Below are 16,113 nucleotides of genomic sequence, written 5' to 3'. Positions count from 1 at the left end.
GTAGTCACTTGGCCGGGTACTGCTGCTCCCGCAGCACCGTGGCCAGGTGGACGGCGTTGCGCACCAGGGTCGCGTTCGTCGAGGCCACGGCTTCCGGCGTCTCGTCGAGGTCCTGGTAGTCGCCGCCCTGCATGGCTTCGCCGTTCCAGTAGGTCGCGCCCTGGGCCGGGACGGTGAAGCCGACGTCGTTCAGCGCCTGGAACAGGTCCGCGATGATCTTGTGGGCCCCGTCCTCGTTGCCGACCACCGCGGCCACCCCGACCTTGCCGAACATCGCCGGGCGGCCCTCGTCGTCCGTTTCCGACAGCTCGGCGTCGAGGCGTTCCAGGACTCGCTGCGCGACGCTCGACATGTGGCCGACCCACGTCGGGGTGGCGATCAGCAGGACGTCGGCGGCGGCGACCTTCCGCCGGATGTCCGGCCACGCGTCGCCGTCGCCCATGTCGGCCTCGACGCCCGGGCGGACGTCGTGGTCGACCACGCGCACGAGCTCGCCGGTGGCGCCGCGTTCGGCGAAGAGGTCGAGCAGCTGCCGCGCGAGGAGATCACTGCTCGACTTCGCGGGCGACGGCTTGAGCGTGCAGGTCAGCGCGAGGACGCGCAGGGTCATGACTTCCTCCTGGGATGGGTGCCGACGCCGACGTGGGCGAACCCGGCCTCGGCGAGGACGTCGGGATCGAGCAGGTTGCGGGTGTCGACGACGACCGCGCGGTCGGCGGACGCGGCCAGCCGGGCCCAGTCGAGGTCCCGGAACTCGGGCCACTCGGTGAGCACGACGAGCGCCGCGGCGTCCTTGGCCACCAGGTACGGGTCGTCGACGACCTGGACCGCACCCGTGCCGGGCACGCACCCGACGGCCGGGTCGTGCGCGGTCAGCTCGGCACCCGCGCGGGCCAGGTCGTCGGCCACGGCCAGGGCGGGGGAGTCGCGGAGGTCGCCGGTGCCCGCCTTGAAGGCCAGGCCCAGCAGGCCGATGCGGGCTCCGGCGAGGGAGCCGGCGGGTGAACCGGTCACGGCCTGCCGCACGGCCCGCACCACCCGGGCGCGCTGGCGGGCGTTGACGCGGACCGCGTCGCGCAGGATGCCGAAGTCGACGCCCGCCGACTCGGCCGCGTGCAGCAGGGCGGAGGTGTCCTTCGGCAGGCACGAACCACCCCAGCCGGGGCCGGGGGCGAGGAACTCCGGGCCGATCCGCGCGTCGAGGCCCATGGTGCGCGAGACCTCGCGGACGTCCGCGCCGAACCGCTCGCACAGTTCGGCCAGGACGTTCACGTAGGACAGTTTCACGGCGAGGAACGCGTTGCTCGCGTACTTCGCGAGTTCGGCGCTGGCCGAGTCGGTCGCCACCACCGGGGCACCGGTCGGTTCGTACAGCCGCGCGACCCGCCGCGCCGGTGGCGAATCCGCCGGGTCGGTGCCGACCACCACCCGGTCCGGGTGCAGGAAGTCTTCGACGGCGTGCCCTTCCCGGAGGAACTCCGGGTTGGCCACGACCGGCAGGTCGTCGCGGCCGAGCAGGTGCGGCAGTCGAGCCGCGGTGCCGACCGGCACCGTCGACTTGGTGACCACCACGCAACCCGGCCGCAGCAGCCGCCCGAGCTGCGGCACGACCTGTTCGAGGACGCCGAGGTCGGGGCGCCCGTCTTCGGCGGGCGGCGTGGGCAGGCACAGGAAGACGAGGTCCGCGCCGTAGAGCTCCGCCTGGGCGGTGGTGAAGCTCAGGGTCCGGTCGGCGAGGCCCTGGCCGACCAGTTCGGCGAGGCCGGGTTCGGCGATGGAAACCACGCCGTGGTCCAGTTCATCCACTTTGGACGCGTCGGCGTCCACGCAGGTCACCCGGTGCCCGAGCCGCGCGAAGCAGGCGGCACTCGTCAGCCCGACGTAGCCGGCACCGACGATCCCGATGTGCTCAGCCATGGGCCACCCGCATTTCGAGAGCCGACCGCGTCGCGGCCAGCACGCGCTCCTCGCCGAGCAGCAGCAGCCCGCCGTCGGGCTCCTCGCCGTGCGGGTTGCCGACATTCCCGGCCCACAGCACGACGTGCTGCCGGGCGGACGGCGGCGGGCCCCACAGCCGGGGCGGGGTCGGGCCGAACAGCAGCACCGACGGCGTGCCGAACGCCGTGGCGAGGTGCCCGACACCGGTGTCGCCGCAGACGACGAGCGCCGCCCCGGCCACCAGCGCGGCCAGTTCCGCCAGGCCGGTGCGCCCGGCCAGCACGGCGTCGTCGCCGAGCCCGGCCGCTTCGGCGATCGAAAGCGCGAGGTCGCGTTCGCCGGCGCTGCCGGTGAGCACGACCCGGTGCCCGCGCGCGGCCAGGTCCCGGACGACCGTCGCGAACCGCCGGGGCGGCCAGCGCCGGGCGGGGAACGCCGCGCCGGGGTGCACCACGACGGCGTCCGGGGCCGGGCTCGGGCCCGTCGGCACGGGCAGGGCCAGCGCCGACCGGTCCGCCTCCAGGTGGTGGTATTCGACGAGCCGGCACCAGCGGTCCACCTCGTGCACGTCGTCGCGCCAGTCGAGGCCGGGCACGTCGGGGAAGTCGGGGTGGCGGTGGGTCAGCAGCTCGGCGGGGTCGGCGGCGAGCAGGTCGTGGATGCTCTCCGGGCCGCTGCCGTGCAGGTTCACCGCGAGCCGCGGCGGCGGGCCGGGCCAGGCGAGCTCGCCGAGCTTCGGGGTCGGCAGCAGCTCGTCGACCGCGTCGATCAGCTCCACCAGGTCCCGCAGGCTTTCCGGCGCCGCCAGCACCAGCCGGTCGCCCGGGTACGCCGCACGCAGGGCGCGCAACGCGGGCACCGCCGTCAGCAGATCCCCCACGCCGAGCGCGCGCAGCACGAGGACCGCGGCACTCACGGCCACGACCCCTCCTCGGACGCGCACACGACCAGTTCCCGGACCTCGGCGCCCGGCGGCTGCTGCAGCGCGAACACGACGGTGCCCGCGACGTGCTCGGGCTGGTTGAGCTTCGCGTCCGGCGGCGGCTTGTACTGGTCGGTGCGGTCGTCGAAGAAGTGCGTCCACATCCCGCCGGGGACGAGCAGGGTGACGCCGACGCGCCCGGCCAGCTCGGCGGCCAGCGCCCGGGTGAAGCCGACGACGCCGAACTTCGAGGCGCAGTAGGCGGTCGCGTCGCTCACCGCCTTGATACCCAGGGTGGACGCGACGGTGACGACCGTGCCGTGCGAACGTTCCAGGTAGGGGAGCGCTGCGCGGATCACCGCGGCCGTGCCGAACAGGTTCACCTTGACGACCCGCTCCCAGTCTTCGGTGGACACTTCGCCGAGCGGGCCGCAGGCGTCGGTGCCGGCGGCGGTGAAGACGCCGTCCAGGCCGCCCGCGCGCTCGGCGAGCTCCCGCACCGCGGCCTCGGTCGCGGCGGTGTCGGTCAGGTCGGCTTCGACGTATTCGGCCGGGTCGTCCGGGCGGACCCGGTCGAGGACGTACGGGGTGCCACCGGCCTTGCGGACGGCGTCGACGGTGGCGGCGCCGAGGCCGGACGCGCCACCGGTGATCAGGACGTTGCCGAGGGGTCGCATCGCTCTCCTTCGCGGGCGAGGGGGTCAGGCGCTGGCCGCCGCGGCGACCAGCCGGGACGTCGAGTAGCCGGGCACGGTCGGGACGAGCACGACTTCGCCGCCGTGCCGTTCGACCACTTCGCGTTCGGGCAGGTCCGCTTCCGCGTAGTCGCCGCCCTTCACCCACACGTCCGGCCGCAGCTTCTCCAGGACGGCGGTGGGCGAGGGCTCGTCGAAGACGGCGACGGCGTCCACAAAGGACAAAGCGGAGAGGAGCCGGGAGCGGTCGCGGTCGCGGACCAGCGGGCGGCCGGGTCCCTTCAGGCCCCGCACCGACGCGTCGGAATTGAGGCAGACGACGAGCGCGTCGCCGAGGGCGCGGGCCTGCCGCAGCAGGCTCACGTGCCCGGGGTGCAGCAGGTCGAAGCAGCCGCCGGTGGCGATCAGGCGGCCGCCGGTTCCGCGGATCCGCTCGGCGAGGCCGAAGGCGTCGGTCGCCGGCTGCGGGTCGGGCACCGGGCCGTCGTCGGTGGACAGCGCGGTCGCGCCGCCGGCGGCGACGAACCGGGCGGCCGCCTCGACGGCGGTCACCACGGCTTCGGTCGTGTCGGCGCCGCCGAGCAGGGCGGCGGTGGCCGCGGCCGCGAACCGGTCGCCCGCACCGCAGGTGTCCGGCGCGGTGTGGCCGGGAGTCCGGGCCGCCGCGGGGATCGGGACCGTCGTTTCGCCGAGGCCGTCGGCGAGCACCGCGCCGCGGGCGCCGACGGTGACCGCGACCGCGTCGGCGTGCCAGTGGCCGCGCAGCAGCTTGGCGAGCTCGGCCGGTTCCTCGTGCCCGGCGAGCACCGCGCGCGCTTCGGCGAGGTTCGGCGTGACCAGCCGGGTCCCGGGTACCGGCTGTGCGCCGCGGGGGTGCGGGTCCCACACCACCGGGATCCGTTCGGCCAGCTCCCGCAGGAGCCGCCGGACGTCCGGGTTGCGCGTCAGGCCGCGGCCGTAGTCGGCCACGAGGATCGCACCGGCGTCGGCCAGGACGTCGTGCGCCCGGGCGGGCAGCGGGTCGGCGGTCGCCGTGCCGTCGCCGGAATCCAGGCGCAGCAACGACTGCCCGCCCGCGCGGATCCGGGTCTTGCACACCGTCGTGCCGCGCAGCGGCAGCGGCAGCACGGTGACGTCCGGTTCCAGCAGCCCGGTGAGCGCGTGGCCGCCTTCGTCGCCGCCGAGCGGCGTGACCAGGACGACCTCGGCCGCCGACCGCGCGGCCAGCAACGCGGCCAGCCCCGCCCCACCGGGGCGGCGGCGCCGGGCCGTCAGGTCGACCACCGGCACCGGCGCCTCCGGGCACAGCCGTTCGGCGGTGCCTTCGGCGTCGACGTCCAGCAGCGTGTCGCCGAGGACGACCAGCGGCCTCACGCGGTCACCCCGAGCGCGTTGTCGAGGGCCGCGCACAGGCCGTGCACGAGCGCCAAGTGCATTTCCTGCACGGTCGCGACGCTCGGCGCTTCGACCGTCACGGCGTCGTCGCACAGGGCGGCGAGGGGGTTGGGGGCCGGCCCGGTCAGCGCCCACGTCGTCACGCCGAGCTCGTGCGCGGCCTTGGCGGCGGCGACGACGTTCTGACTGCCGCCGCTGGTGGACAGACACACCAGCACGTCGCCCGGCCGCCCGTGCGCGTGCACCTGGCGGGCGAAGACCTCGTGGTCGCCGTAGTCGTTGACGATCGCCGTGGTCGCGGACGTGTCCGCGTGCAGCGCGATGGCCGAAAGGGGGCGGCGTTCGTGGCGGAACCGGCCGACGAGCTCGCCGGTCAGGTGCTGGGCTTCGGCCGCGCTGCCCCCGTTGCCGCAGGCGAGCAGCTTGCCGCCGGCCTCGAAGACCCCGGCGAGGTGCCGGCCCCACGCGGTTATCTTGGGGGCGGATTCGCGGGCCCGGCCGGCGGCCTCGGCCAGCGCGGCGAGATGGTCTTCCATCACGGCACCTCCTTCTCCTCCGGCGACGCCGCGCCGGTTCGGGTGGGACGGGGACGCCGGAGCACGAACGGCCCCAGCGCGAGCAGGTCGATGGGGGCCGAGCCGAAGCACTCCAGCGCGTCCCGGGGCGAGTCGACCATCGGGCGGCCGGCGGTGTTGAGGCTGGTGTTGATCACGACCGGCAGGCCGGTCCGGCGCTCGAAAGCGGCCAGCATCCGGGCCAGTACCGGGTTTTCGCGTTCTTCGACGGTCTGCACGCGGGCGGTGCCGTCGACGTGCGTGACCGCCGGGATGCGGTCGCGCCACTCTTCGGCGACGTCGTGCACGAACAGCATGTACGGGCTGGGGAGCGGGCCGCGGGTGAAGATCTCGGCCGCCCGCTCGGCCCGGACCATCGGCGCCACCGGGCGGAACTGCTCACGGCCCTTGACGTCGTTGAGCCGCTCGAGGTTCGCCTTGCGGCCCGGGTGCGCCAGCAGCGACCGGTGCCCCAGCGCCCGCGGGCCGAACTCGGCGCGGCCCTGGAACCAGGCGATCACCTCGTCGTTCGCCAGTGCTTCGGCGACCGTCTCGGCGAGGTCGTCCGGTCGTTCGTAAGGCAGCTTGGCCTTGATCAGGATCTCTTCGAGTTCTTCGTCGGTCCACCCGCGGCCGAGACCGGCGTCCCCCATGGGAGCACCGCGTTCCCCGGCTTCGGCCGCCAGCTGCAGTGCGGCGCCGAGCGCGGTGCCCGCGTCCCCGGCGGCGGGCTGCACCCAGATCCGCTCGAACGGGCCCTCGGCGTGCAGCCGGCTGTTGGCGACGCAGTTGAGCGCGATCCCGCCCGCCATCGCCAGGTCGCGCTGGCCGGTGGCCTCGTGCAGCCAGTCCGCCAGCTCCAGCAGGATGTCTTCGAGGACTTTCTGGACACTCGCGGCGAGATCGGCGTGCCGGCCGGTCAGCTCCTCGCCGGCGTCGCGGCGCGGGGCCAGCGACGCCAGATCGACGCCGGAGGCGTGGAAACCGCCGTCGCCGGTGACGTGGACGTGTTCGCAGAGTTCGTCGAGGAACTCCGGCTTGCCGTAGGAGGCGAGCGCCATGACCTTGTACTCGTCGCTGGACCGCGCGAAGCCCAGGTGCTCGGTGAGATCCTCGTAGAGCAGGCCGAGCGAGTCCGGCAGCTTCTGGGCGGCCAGTTCCTTGAACCGCCCGTCGCGGTACTCACCGGCCAGATAGGACGTGCTCTCGCCACGTCCGTCGGCGACGAGCACGGCGCAGTCGCCGAACGGCGCGGCCAGCGCGGCCGACGCGGCGTGCGCGACGTGGTGCCGGACGAACTTGACGATCCCCGGGTCGAGCCCGGGCAAAGCGGACTTCAGGAACAACGGTGCCCGCTTGGCGAACTCCGTCCGCAGTTCCTCGCCGCTCGGGTCGTGCCCGGCCAGGCCCGGCTCGACGAGTGCCGGGTCGTAGGAGTACCCGACGGCGTCGAGGTCCTTCGCGGACAGTCCCGCCTGGGCCAGGCACCAGGCGGCGGCCTGGGCGGGCTGTTCCCAGGTGGAGAACGGCACCGCCTGCTTGCCGTGCTTGCGGCGGCTGAACCGCTCTTCCTCCGCCGCGGCGACGATCTCCCCGTCCACCACCAGCGCGGCGGCCGGGTCGTGGAAGACGGCATTGATCCCGAGTATGCGCATCGACCTGCCTCTGGCGTTCCGGTGCGGACTCGTGAGGCCCGCTCTCGCCTATAGCGCTACCCGGCGAAGTCGTTGATAAACGATGGCGCGAAAAGCCCTGGGCGTCGCTACTCAGCGCAACGGCGCCCGGCGGAACCACGCCGCAGTGCGACGGAGCCCGTCGTCGGCGTCGATCTTCGGTTCCCAGCCGAGGACGTCACGCGCGAGGGAGATGTCGGGACAGCGCCGCTGCGGGTCGTCGACGACGGCGTCGACGTACTCGATGGGCGAACCGGACCCGGTGATGTCCTTGATCCGTTCCGCCACCTGGCGGACGGTCAGCTCGTGCGGGTTGCCGATGTTCACCGGCCCGGCGTGGCCGGACCGCGCGAGCGCGAGCAGGCCACGGACGGTGTCCTCGACGTAGCAGATGGACCGCGTCTGTTCGCCGGTGCCGGTGACGGTGATCGGCACGTTCTTGAGCGCCTGGTCGAGGAACGCCGGGATCATCCGGCCGTCGTGGGCGCGCATGCCGGGCCCGTAGGTGTTGAAGATCCGCGCGATCGCCGTGTCGGTACCGAATTCGCGGCGGTAGGCCGACGTCAGCGCTTCGGCGTAGCGCTTGGCTTCGTCGTAGACGCTGCGCGGCCCGATGGGGTTGACGTTGCCCCAATACCCTTCGCGCTGAGGGTGTTCCAAGGGATCGCCGTAGACCTCGCTCGTCGAGGCGAGCACGAACCGGGCCCCCTCGCGCCGGGCCAGCTCGAGCGCCTGCTCGGTGCCGTGCGAGCCCGCGCGCAGGGTTTCCAGCGGCAGAGCCAGGTAGTCACGGGGCGACGCGGCCGAGGCCAGGTGGAAGACGACGTCGGCTTCGCAGCCCGGCGGCATGGGCTGCGTGACGTCGTGGCGCACGAACCGGAACCCCGCGTGGCGGCGCAGGTGGTCCAGGCTGTCCGCCGAGGACGTCACGAGGTTGTCGACGGCGACGACTTCGATGTCTTCTTCGAGCAGGAGTTCGCACAGGTGCGCGCCGACGAAGCCGGCACCCCCGGTCACCACCGCACGCCCGAACCGCCTGGTCACTGCCGGATTCTCCATGTCGTCGCGGCTACCCGGCCCCGGTGGCCGCAAAACTGTGTAAGGGGGTGGAGAGCGGGTAATCGCCCGTACCATGCGAGTTCTGCTCACCGGTTGGGCCAGTTTTCTGCACGGGGAAGCCACGGCGGGTGACGTCCTCAGCCTGCGTGCGGCCGGGGCCGCGCTGGCGGAGGCGGGGATCGACCACCGGGTCGCGTGGAGCCCGGGCTTCCGCCCCGGCGCCCTGCACCTGCCCGACGCGCCACCCGAGGACTACACGCACGTGGTGTTCGCCTGCGGCCCGGTGCACGGGCCGCAGGTGCGTTCGCTGCACGAGCGGTACGCCGCCTGCCGCCGGATCGCGGTCGGGGTGTCGGTGCCCGACGCCGAAGACCCGGCGGTGACCGGGTTCCACCGGGTTCTCCCGCGCGACGACGGCGTCACCGCCGAACTCGACCTGTCCCTGGGGGCCGAGGTCTCGCCCACGCCGGTGCTCGGGGTGATCCTGGCGCCGCACCAGCCGGAATACGGCAGCGCCGGGCGGCACGCCGACGTCCACGCGGCGCTGACCGGCTGGCTCGCCGGCCTGGACTGCGCCCGCGTGCCGCTGGACACCCGGCTCGCGCACGCGGACTGGGAGCGGTGCGCGACCCCGGACCAGTTCGCCGCCCTGGTGTCCAAAATGGACGCCGTGGTGACGACCCGGTTGCACGGGCTGGTCTTCGGGCTCAAGGCCGGGGTCCCGGTGCTCGCCGTCGACCCGGTGGCCGGCGGCGGGAAGGTGACCGCGCAGGGGCGGGCGCTGGACTGGCCGGTGGTGGCCGCCGAAGACGTCGCCGACCCAGCGCTGCTCGACGCCCGCCTGAAGTGGTGCCTCCCGGCGTCGGTGCGGCCGCCCGCGCACCCGGCGTCCCTGGCCGCGCTGGTGGACGAACTGGTGGGGCCGCGGTGAGCGCGCGCACGACCGTCGTCATCGCCACCCGCAACCGCGCCACCGAGCTGGCACGCACCCTCGGCCGGCTGTCCTCCTTGGACCCCCGGCCGCCGGTCATCGTGCTGGACAACGCTTCCGAGGACGGCACGGCCGAGGTCGCCGGACGGCACGCCAACGTGCGCGTGATCCGCCTGCCGCAGAACCTCGGCGCCGCCGCGCGCACCCTCGGTGTCATCGCGGCCGACACGCCGTACATCGCCTTCAGCGACGACGACTCGTGGTGGGCGCCGGACGCGCTGGCCGAGGCGGAGCGGATCTTCGACGAACACCCGAAGACCGGCCTGCTCGCCGCGCGCACCCTCGTCGGCCCGGAATGCCGGGACGACCCGGTGACGCCCGAAATGGAGCGCAGCCCGCTGGGGCACCCGGCCGGCGCGCCCGGGCCGCTGGTGCTCGGCTTCCTGGCCTGCTCCGCGATCGTGCGCCGCACGGCGTACCTGCAGGTCGGCGGCTTCAGCCCGCTGCTGCACTTCGGGGCCGAGGAACAACTGCTGGCCTACGACCTGGCCGCGCACGGCTGGGAAGTCTGCTACGTCGGGCGCCTGCGCGCGCACCACCACCCGTCCCGGTCGCGTCCGCCCTCGTCGTGGCGCCGCCGGGCCGAACTGCGGAACCGGCTGCTCATCGCCGTGCTGCGCCGCCCGCCCCGCGTCTGCCGCCGCGAGGTGGCGCGGACGCTGGTACGGGCCCCCGGGGCCGTCCTCGGCGCGGTACCGCGGCTGCCGCGGGCGCTGAGTTCGCGGCGCGTCCTGCCCGCCCACGTCGAACACCAGGCCCGGACTCTGGAAAGGACCGCCGAATGGCGCGAATCTCGGTCGTGATCATCACCTGCAACCGCCGCGAGCAGTTGCGCGAGACGCTGGCGCACATGACGTCCCTGCCGGACGCGGCGCCGGTCTTCGTCGCGGACAACGGATCCGCGGACGGCACGGCCGGCATGGTCGCCCGGGAATTCCCCGGCGTCCGCCTGTTCCGGCTGGCGGAGAACCTCGGCGCGGTGGCACGCAACATCGCCGTCGAAGAGGTGACGACACCGTACGTGGCTTTCTGCGACGACGACACGACGTGGCAGCCCGGCGCGCTGACCCGGGCCGCCGACCTGTTGGAGGCGTATCCGGGTCTCGGGTCGGTGACCGGGCGCTGCCTGGTCGAGCCCGGCCTGGCCGAGGACCCGATCACGCCGGAGCTGCGCGAGTCGCCGGTGCCCGGCCCGGACTGGCTGCCGGGGCCGGCGCTGCTCGGCATCATGGCGGGCCTGACGGCGGTGCGCGTCAGCGCGTTCCGCGAGGTCGGCGGCTTTTCGACGCGGATGTGGCTCGGCGGTGAGGAGGAGCTGTTCGCCCTGGACCTGGCCGCGCGCGGCTGGTGGATGTGCTGGGCCGAGGACGTCGTGATCCACCACGCGCCGTCGAAGCTGCGCGACCCGCGCCACCGCCGTCGCCTCGGCATCCGCAACACGTTGTGGACGCTCCTGCTGCGCCGTCCCTGGCCGGCGGTCTTCCGCCGCGGCCGTGACGTGCTGCGCTCGGCCCCGCTCGACGGCGCCACGGCGGCGGCGCTCCTGGACGTGGCCCGCGGCCTGCCGTCGGTGCTGCGGGATCGCCGGGTGGTCCCGCAGCACGTCGAACACGGCTTGCGCCTGCTGGAAGCCCCGCAGCGTGAGTCGAAGGCGCGCCGCTACGTGGGCTGAGCGCATGTCATGAACGACTCTTTCCTGGCATCCGGCGTCAGGAAAGAGTCGTTCAGGGCGTTGCCGTCAGCGGGCCTCGGCCGTGGCGGCCTGCTGGGGGACCAGCTTGTGGTAGGCCCGCAGCGTGTCGGCGGCGACGCGGTCCCACGAGTAGCGGGCCATCGCGCGGTCGCGGCCCGCGGTGCCGTAGGCGTGGCAGAGCGCTGGGTCGTCGATCAGGCGCCGCGCCCGGGACGCGAGTTCCTTCGGCTGGTGCGGGCGGACCAGCAACCCCGTGACGCCGTCGACGACGGTGTCGGTCAGGCCGCCCACCGCGGCCGCGACCACCGGGACGCCGCAGGCCATCGCCTCCAGGGGCACGATCCCGAACGGCTCGTACCACGGCGTGCACACGACGGCGTCGGCCGAGCGCAGCAGCGCCGGCATGCCTTCCCGGGACACCTGGCCGGGCCAGCGGACGCGGTCGCCGACGCCGAGCCGGTCGGCCAGCTGCCGCAGCCGCCCGGCCTCGGGGTCCTGCGACAGCCTGCCCCGCTCGGGGCCGCCGGCGATGACAAGTTCGGTATCCGGCAGCTGCGCCAGCGCGGCGATGGCGATGTCGAACCCCTTGCGCGGGACCAGCCGGCCCACGGCGACCAGCCGGTGCGGCAGCCGACGGGGGGCGATCGGCCCGTCGGGGGAGAACCGGCCGAGGTCGACGCCGCAGGGCACGATCGAGATCCGCGACCGCGGGACGCCGAGGCGGGACAGCTCGAAGACCTCGTCGGAGCAGGTCGCGATCACGCGCCCGGCCTGGCGGCCGATGATCCGCTCCAGCCGGACGCGGTCGGCGGGGCTGGTGTCCTGGTCGCCCTGGTAGCGCTTCTTGACCACGCCCAGGGCGTGAAAGGTCTGGGCCACCGGCGTCCCGGTCGCGCTCGCCGCCAGCGAGGTCGCGAGGCCGGACATCCAGAAGTGCGCGTGCGCCACGTCCGGGCGTTCGAGCGCCCACCGGTCCCGCAGGAAGCTGCCGAACTCGCCCATGTAGGGCAGGAGGTGGTCCTTCGGCTCCTTGCGGGCCGGCCCGGCCGGCACGTGCACGACGCGGTACCCGTGCGGCGTCCGGACCTCGGGCGGCTCGTCGCGGCTCTCGCGGCGCGTGTAGACGGTGACGTCGTGCCCGGCGCGCACCAGCGCGGCCGACAGCTCGGCGACGTGCACGTTCTGGCCACCGGCGTCGGCTTCGCCCAGCGCGGCGAGGGGATTGGCGTGCTCGGACACCATGGCGATCTTCATCGGTGAGGCGTTCCCTTCACGGTTCAACGGGCCGTCTCGGCGAGGAGGTGGTCCCAAGCGGTCAGGAAGGCGTCCAGCCCGTAGTGCTTCAGGGCGTGTTCGCGGGCGTTCTTGCCGGCCAGGGCGGCGAAGTCGGGCTCGTGCAGCAGCTCGCGGAAACCCCGGGCCAGCACGGAGACGTCGGTGGAGAGCACCCCCGCGTCGTCCGGCACCGCCTCGACCGCCTCGGTGGCGGCGAAGACGACGACCGGCATCGCCAGGTGCATGGCTTCCAAAAGGGACAGTCCGAGCGACGTCCACCGGGCGGTGTGCAGGTAGACGCGGCGGCGGGCGATCTCGTCGTGCAGCTTCGGCGCCGGGACGTCGCCCAGCCCGCGCAGCGGCGCGCCGAGCTCCTCGGTCCCCATGCCGAAGACGTCGACGGGGGCGCCCTCGGCGAGCGTGCCGAGCAGGTCGGCGCCGGTGACCCGCTCCCGCCGCACCGGCTCGTTGATCATCGAGACACCGGCCGCGAGCTCGCCGGTGTAGCGCGGTCCCGGATCGGGGATGCCGTGCGGCACCACGGTCACCGGCGCGCGGCCGCAGTCCCACATGGCGGCGTTGAAGTGGGTGACGTGCGCCACGGTGATGTCGGAGCGGCCGGCGAGCGGGTGTTCGCTGGCCGCGGCGTACGGCCGGGGCGCGTTGTGTTCCACGTAGACGGCCGGAACGCCCAGGCGGGCGGCGAAGTCGAGTTCCTCCGGGCGTTGCAGGACGACGACGTCGGGCTCGGCCTCGGCCAGCCGGTCGAGCGGCACTTCGGTCACCGACGGCCAGTTCCGCCCCGCCTTGCCGAGGCCCCAGGGCGCACCGTCGGGAGACACCGGCAGGAGGTAGTCGTGGCGGCCGCGGACGAAAGCGTCGGTCCACGAGCCGTGCACATGCCAGAGCAGTACTCTCAGGCGCCGGGATCCGGGATCGGTCATGACTCCTGATTTCCCGGAGATCGGCCGTTAAACGTTCGGCCGGACGGGGTACCCGGCCCCGGACGGGCGTGCGCGACGAAGGGACATCCATGCGCTTCACCCCACGGGGCACCCGGTTCTTCGACCTACTCGCCGAGGCGGCGAAGAACCTCGTCACCGCGACCGCCCTGCTCAGGGAACTCGTGGCCGCCGACCCGGCCGAGCGGGAACCGATCGCGAAGCGCCTGCACGAGGTCGAGCACCAGGGCGACGAGCTCACGCACACGATCATGGTGGAGCTCAACAGCTCGTTCGTGACGCCGTTCGACCGCGAGGACATCCAAGCGCTCGCCGCCAAGATCGACGACGTGCTGGACTTCACGGACACCGCGGCGGACCTGGCCGTGCTCTACCGCATCGGCTCGTTCCCGCCGGGGACCGACGTCCTGGTCCGGGTGCTCTGCCGGGCCGCCGAGCTGACGGCTTCGTCGATGCCCGGCCTGGCCAAGGTGGGGGACCTCGAGCCGTTCTGGATCGAGATCAACGAGCTCGAGAACGAGGCCGACCGCGTCTACCGGCGGATCCTGGCCCACCTGTTCGAGCCGGGTGGGGACGCCCTCGAGGTGCTGAAGACCAAGGAGGTCGTCGAGCAGTTCGAGCTGGCCGCCGACGCGTTCGAGCACCTGGCCGACGTGGTGCAGACCATCGCGGTCAAGGAGTCCTGAGTGACGGGGACCGCCGCCCTGGTCACCGTGATCGTGCTGACGCTCGTCTTCGACTACACCAACGGGTTCCACGACGCGGCCAACGCCATCGCCAGCGCGGTGTCGACCCGGGCGCTGACCCTGCGGGCCGCCCTCGTGCTGGCGGCGGTGATGAACCTGGCGGGCGCGCTGCTCTCGACCGGCATCGCGGCGACGGTGGCCAAGGGGATCATCGACGTCCCGGTGGGGCCGGACGCGCTCACCGTGGTCTTCGCCGCGCTGGCCGGGGCCATCACCTGGAACCTGATCACCTGGTACTTCGGGCTCCCGTCGTCGTCCTCGCACTCGCTGATCGGCGGCATGGTCGGCGCGGCACTGGCCGCCGCGAGCACCGTGCACTGGGCCGGGATCGCCGAGAAGGTGCTGATCCCGATGGTGGCGTCGCCGCTGATCGGGCTGGTGCTGGGCTACCTCGCGATGGTCGCCGCGCTGTGGCTGCTGCGGCGGGCGAACCCGCACCGCAGCGGCCGGGTGTTCCGCCGGTTCCAGATCGTCTCCGCCTCGGCGCTCGCGCTCGGCCACGGCCTGCAGGACGCCCAGAAGGGCATGGGCGTGATCGTGCTGGCGCTGGTGGCGGCCGGGCAGCAGCCGACGTTCGCCGTCCCGCTGTGGGTAACCCTGGCGTGCGCCGCGGCCTTGTCGCTGGGCACCTATTCGGGTGGCCTGCGGATCATGCGGACGCTCGGCAGGCGGGTGTTCCCGCTCGACCCGCCGCACGGCTTCGTCGCGGAGTCGGTGGCGTCGTCGGTGCTGTACGTGACGGCGTTCGCGGTGAAGGCGCCGATTTCGACCACGCACGTCATCACGGCGGCGATCATGGGAGTGGGGGCGACCAAGCGGCTTTCGGCGGTCCGCTGGGGCATCGCCCGCGACATCATCATGGGCTGGGTGCTGACGTTCCCGGCCGCCGCAGCGGTGGCCGCGGCCGTCTACCTGGTGGCCGACCTGCTCACTTGAGTTTGTCGGCTGCCACCCGCGGGAAGCCGGGGCTTGACACCCCCGTCCGCGGAAAGGGAGAGCCATGAAGGCAGTGACCTGGCACGGCAAACGCGACGTCCGCGTCGAAGAGGTGCCGGATCCGAAGATCGAGGAGGCGACGGACGCGGTCGTGCGGATCACCTCGACCGGGATCTGCGGCTCCGACCTGCACCTGTACGAGGTGCTGGGCGCGTTCATGACCGAGGGCGACATCCTCGGCCACGAGCCGATGGGCGTGGTCGAGGAGGTCGGGCCGGAGGTGACGAACCTCAAGCCGGGCGACCGCGTGGTGGTCCCGTTCAACATCTCCTGCGGCCACTGCTGGATGTGCGAGCGCGGCCTGCAGTCGCAGTGCGAAACGACGCAGGTCAGAGAGCACGGCAAGGGCGCGTCGCTGCTCGGCTACACCAAGCTCTACGGCCAGGTCCCCGGCGGCCAGGCCGAGTACCTGCGGGTGCCGCAGGCCCACTACGGGCCGATCAAGGTGCCGGACGGCCCGCCGGACGAGCGGTTCGTCTACCTCTCCGACGTCGTCCCGACCGCCTGGCAGGCCGTCGAGTACGCGAACGTCCCGAAGGACGGCACGGTCGTGGTCTTCGGCCTCGGCCCGATCGGGCAGATGTGCTGCCGGATCGCGCGGCACCGCGGCGCCGGCCAGGTGATCGGGGTCGACCTGGTGCCCGAGCGCCTCGCCCGGGCCCGCGAACACGGCGCCACCGCGCTCGACACGCGTGACCACAAGGAGATCGGCGACTCCATCCGGCAGCTGACGAACGGGCGCGGCGCGGACTCGGTGATCGACGCGGTCGGCATGGAGGCGCACGGCGCCCCGGTCGGCAAGCTGGCGCACACCCTGGTCGGGCTGCTGCCGCAGCCGCTCGGCGAGAAGATCACCGAGAAGGCCGGGATCGACCGGCTGAGCGTGCTCTACGCCGCCATCGACAGCGTCCGCCGCGGCGGCACGATCTCGCTGTCCGGCGTCTACGGCGGGATGGTCGACCCGATGCCGATGATGGAACTGTTCGACAAGCAGATCCAGCTGCGAATGGGCCAGGCCAACGTCCGGCACTGGCTGGAGGACATCATGCCGGTGCTCACCGGCGACGGCGACCCGCTCGGCGTCGAAGGCTTCGCCACGCACAAGCTGCCCCTGGAAGAGGCGCCCCGCGCGTACGAGATCTTCCAGAAGAAGCTCGACGGCGCCCAGAAGATCCTGCTGCAGCCCGCCAAGTAACCCCGGGAGGAAGTTGCTC

The 16,113-nt window shown here is 73.4% G+C and carries 16 protein-coding genes; 6 read left to right on the top strand and 10 right to left on the bottom strand.

From position 1 onward, the window contains the following. Positions 1 to 4: 4 nt before the first annotated feature. From ACFVYA_RS32615 to ACFVYA_RS32580, 8 genes are all read right to left on the bottom strand, one after another. Entirely contained in the window at positions 5 to 610 is a 606-nt protein-coding gene (locus ACFVYA_RS32615) for a flavodoxin family protein (RefSeq protein WP_285991340.1), read from the bottom strand. Next, positions 607 to 1,917, bottom strand: a complete 1,311-nt coding sequence (locus tag ACFVYA_RS32610; RefSeq protein ID WP_387050489.1) for a UDP-glucose dehydrogenase family protein — start codon at positions 1,915 to 1,917, stop codon at positions 607 to 609. The genes ACFVYA_RS32615 and ACFVYA_RS32610 overlap by 4 nt, the downstream gene beginning before the upstream one ends. Next, positions 1,910 to 2,860 carry a glycosyltransferase family 9 protein gene (locus ACFVYA_RS32605; protein ID WP_387050488.1) on the bottom strand — a complete coding sequence of 317 codons (951 nt, stop codon included), beginning with the start codon at positions 2,858 to 2,860 and terminating at the stop codon, positions 1,910 to 1,912. The genes ACFVYA_RS32610 and ACFVYA_RS32605 overlap by 8 nt, the downstream gene beginning before the upstream one ends. Continuing rightward, entirely contained in the window at positions 2,851 to 3,537 is a 687-nt protein-coding gene (locus tag ACFVYA_RS32600; protein WP_387050487.1) for an SDR family oxidoreductase, read from the bottom strand. The genes ACFVYA_RS32605 and ACFVYA_RS32600 overlap by 10 nt, the downstream gene beginning before the upstream one ends. 24 nt (positions 3,538 to 3,561) lie before the next feature. Beyond that, entirely contained in the window at positions 3,562 to 4,929 is a 1,368-nt protein-coding gene (locus tag ACFVYA_RS32595) for a PfkB family carbohydrate kinase (RefSeq protein WP_387050485.1), read from the bottom strand. Next, positions 4,926 to 5,486 (bottom strand): SIS domain-containing protein, encoded by a 561-nt coding sequence (locus ACFVYA_RS32590; protein ID WP_285993812.1) that lies wholly within the window; start codon positions 5,484 to 5,486, stop codon positions 4,926 to 4,928. Before ACFVYA_RS32590 ends, ACFVYA_RS32595 begins: the two co-directional genes overlap by 4 nt. Further along, positions 5,486 to 7,159, bottom strand: coding sequence for a carbamoyltransferase (locus tag ACFVYA_RS32585; protein ID WP_387050483.1), 1,674 nt, complete (start codon positions 7,157 to 7,159; stop codon positions 5,486 to 5,488). Before ACFVYA_RS32585 ends, ACFVYA_RS32590 begins: the two co-directional genes overlap by 1 nt. Positions 7,160 to 7,270: 111 nt before the next feature. Continuing rightward, a complete protein-coding gene (locus tag ACFVYA_RS32580) occupies positions 7,271 to 8,236 on the bottom strand; it encodes an NAD-dependent epimerase/dehydratase family protein (RefSeq protein ID WP_387050482.1) in 966 nt (321 codons plus the stop codon). A 73-nt stretch (positions 8,237 to 8,309) separates the two neighbouring features. Here ACFVYA_RS32580 and ACFVYA_RS32575 point away from each other — a divergent pair, with 73 nt between their 5' ends. Genes ACFVYA_RS32575 through ACFVYA_RS32565 form a run of 3 tightly spaced genes read left to right on the top strand, consistent with a single transcriptional unit; the run spans position 8,310 to position 10,899 of the window. Further along, on the top strand, positions 8,310 to 9,167 hold the full coding sequence (locus tag ACFVYA_RS32575) for a polysaccharide pyruvyl transferase family protein (protein WP_387050480.1): 858 nt from the start codon (positions 8,310 to 8,312) through the stop codon (positions 9,165 to 9,167). Then, positions 9,164 to 10,030, top strand: a complete 867-nt coding sequence (locus ACFVYA_RS32570; RefSeq protein ID WP_285991348.1) for a glycosyltransferase family 2 protein — start codon at positions 9,164 to 9,166, stop codon at positions 10,028 to 10,030. The genes ACFVYA_RS32575 and ACFVYA_RS32570 overlap by 4 nt, the downstream gene beginning before the upstream one ends. Next, complete coding sequence (locus ACFVYA_RS32565; RefSeq protein WP_387050477.1) at positions 10,009 to 10,899, top strand: glycosyltransferase family 2 protein; 891 nt, start codon at positions 10,009 to 10,011, stop codon at positions 10,897 to 10,899. The genes ACFVYA_RS32570 and ACFVYA_RS32565 overlap by 22 nt, the downstream gene beginning before the upstream one ends. Before the next feature lie 66 nt (positions 10,900 to 10,965). Here ACFVYA_RS32565 and ACFVYA_RS32560 read toward each other — a convergent pair whose 3' ends face one another. Beyond that, a complete protein-coding gene (locus ACFVYA_RS32560) occupies positions 10,966 to 12,174 on the bottom strand; it encodes a glycosyltransferase family 4 protein (RefSeq protein WP_387050476.1) in 1,209 nt (402 codons plus the stop codon). Between the two features lie 23 nt (positions 12,175 to 12,197). Beyond that, positions 12,198 to 13,139, bottom strand: a complete 942-nt coding sequence (locus tag ACFVYA_RS32555; protein ID WP_387050474.1) for a glycosyltransferase — start codon at positions 13,137 to 13,139, stop codon at positions 12,198 to 12,200. A gap of 89 nt (positions 13,140 to 13,228) precedes the next feature. On the opposite strand from ACFVYA_RS32555, the gene ACFVYA_RS32550 reads away from it, so the two are divergent. The 3 genes from ACFVYA_RS32550 (at position 13,229) to ACFVYA_RS32540 (ending at position 16,094) form a co-directional block, all read left to right on the top strand. Continuing rightward, positions 13,229 to 13,843, top strand: coding sequence for a DUF47 domain-containing protein (locus ACFVYA_RS32550; RefSeq protein WP_387050473.1), 615 nt, complete (start codon positions 13,229 to 13,231; stop codon positions 13,841 to 13,843). Then, a complete protein-coding gene (locus ACFVYA_RS32545) occupies positions 13,844 to 14,839 on the top strand; it encodes an anion permease (RefSeq protein WP_387050471.1) in 996 nt (331 codons plus the stop codon). 64 nt (positions 14,840 to 14,903) lie between these two features. After that, positions 14,904 to 16,094, top strand: a complete 1,191-nt coding sequence (locus ACFVYA_RS32540; RefSeq protein ID WP_285991354.1) for a zinc-dependent alcohol dehydrogenase — start codon at positions 14,904 to 14,906, stop codon at positions 16,092 to 16,094. Positions 16,095 to 16,113: the final 19 nt, after the last annotated feature.

It is taken from the genome of Amycolatopsis sp. NPDC058278, from assembly GCF_042881395.1.
GTDB lineage: Bacteria > Actinomycetota > Actinomycetes > Mycobacteriales > Pseudonocardiaceae > Amycolatopsis.
The sequence above is the reverse complement of the archived record's forward strand: the minus strand, read 5'-3'. Positions and strand labels throughout refer to the sequence as shown.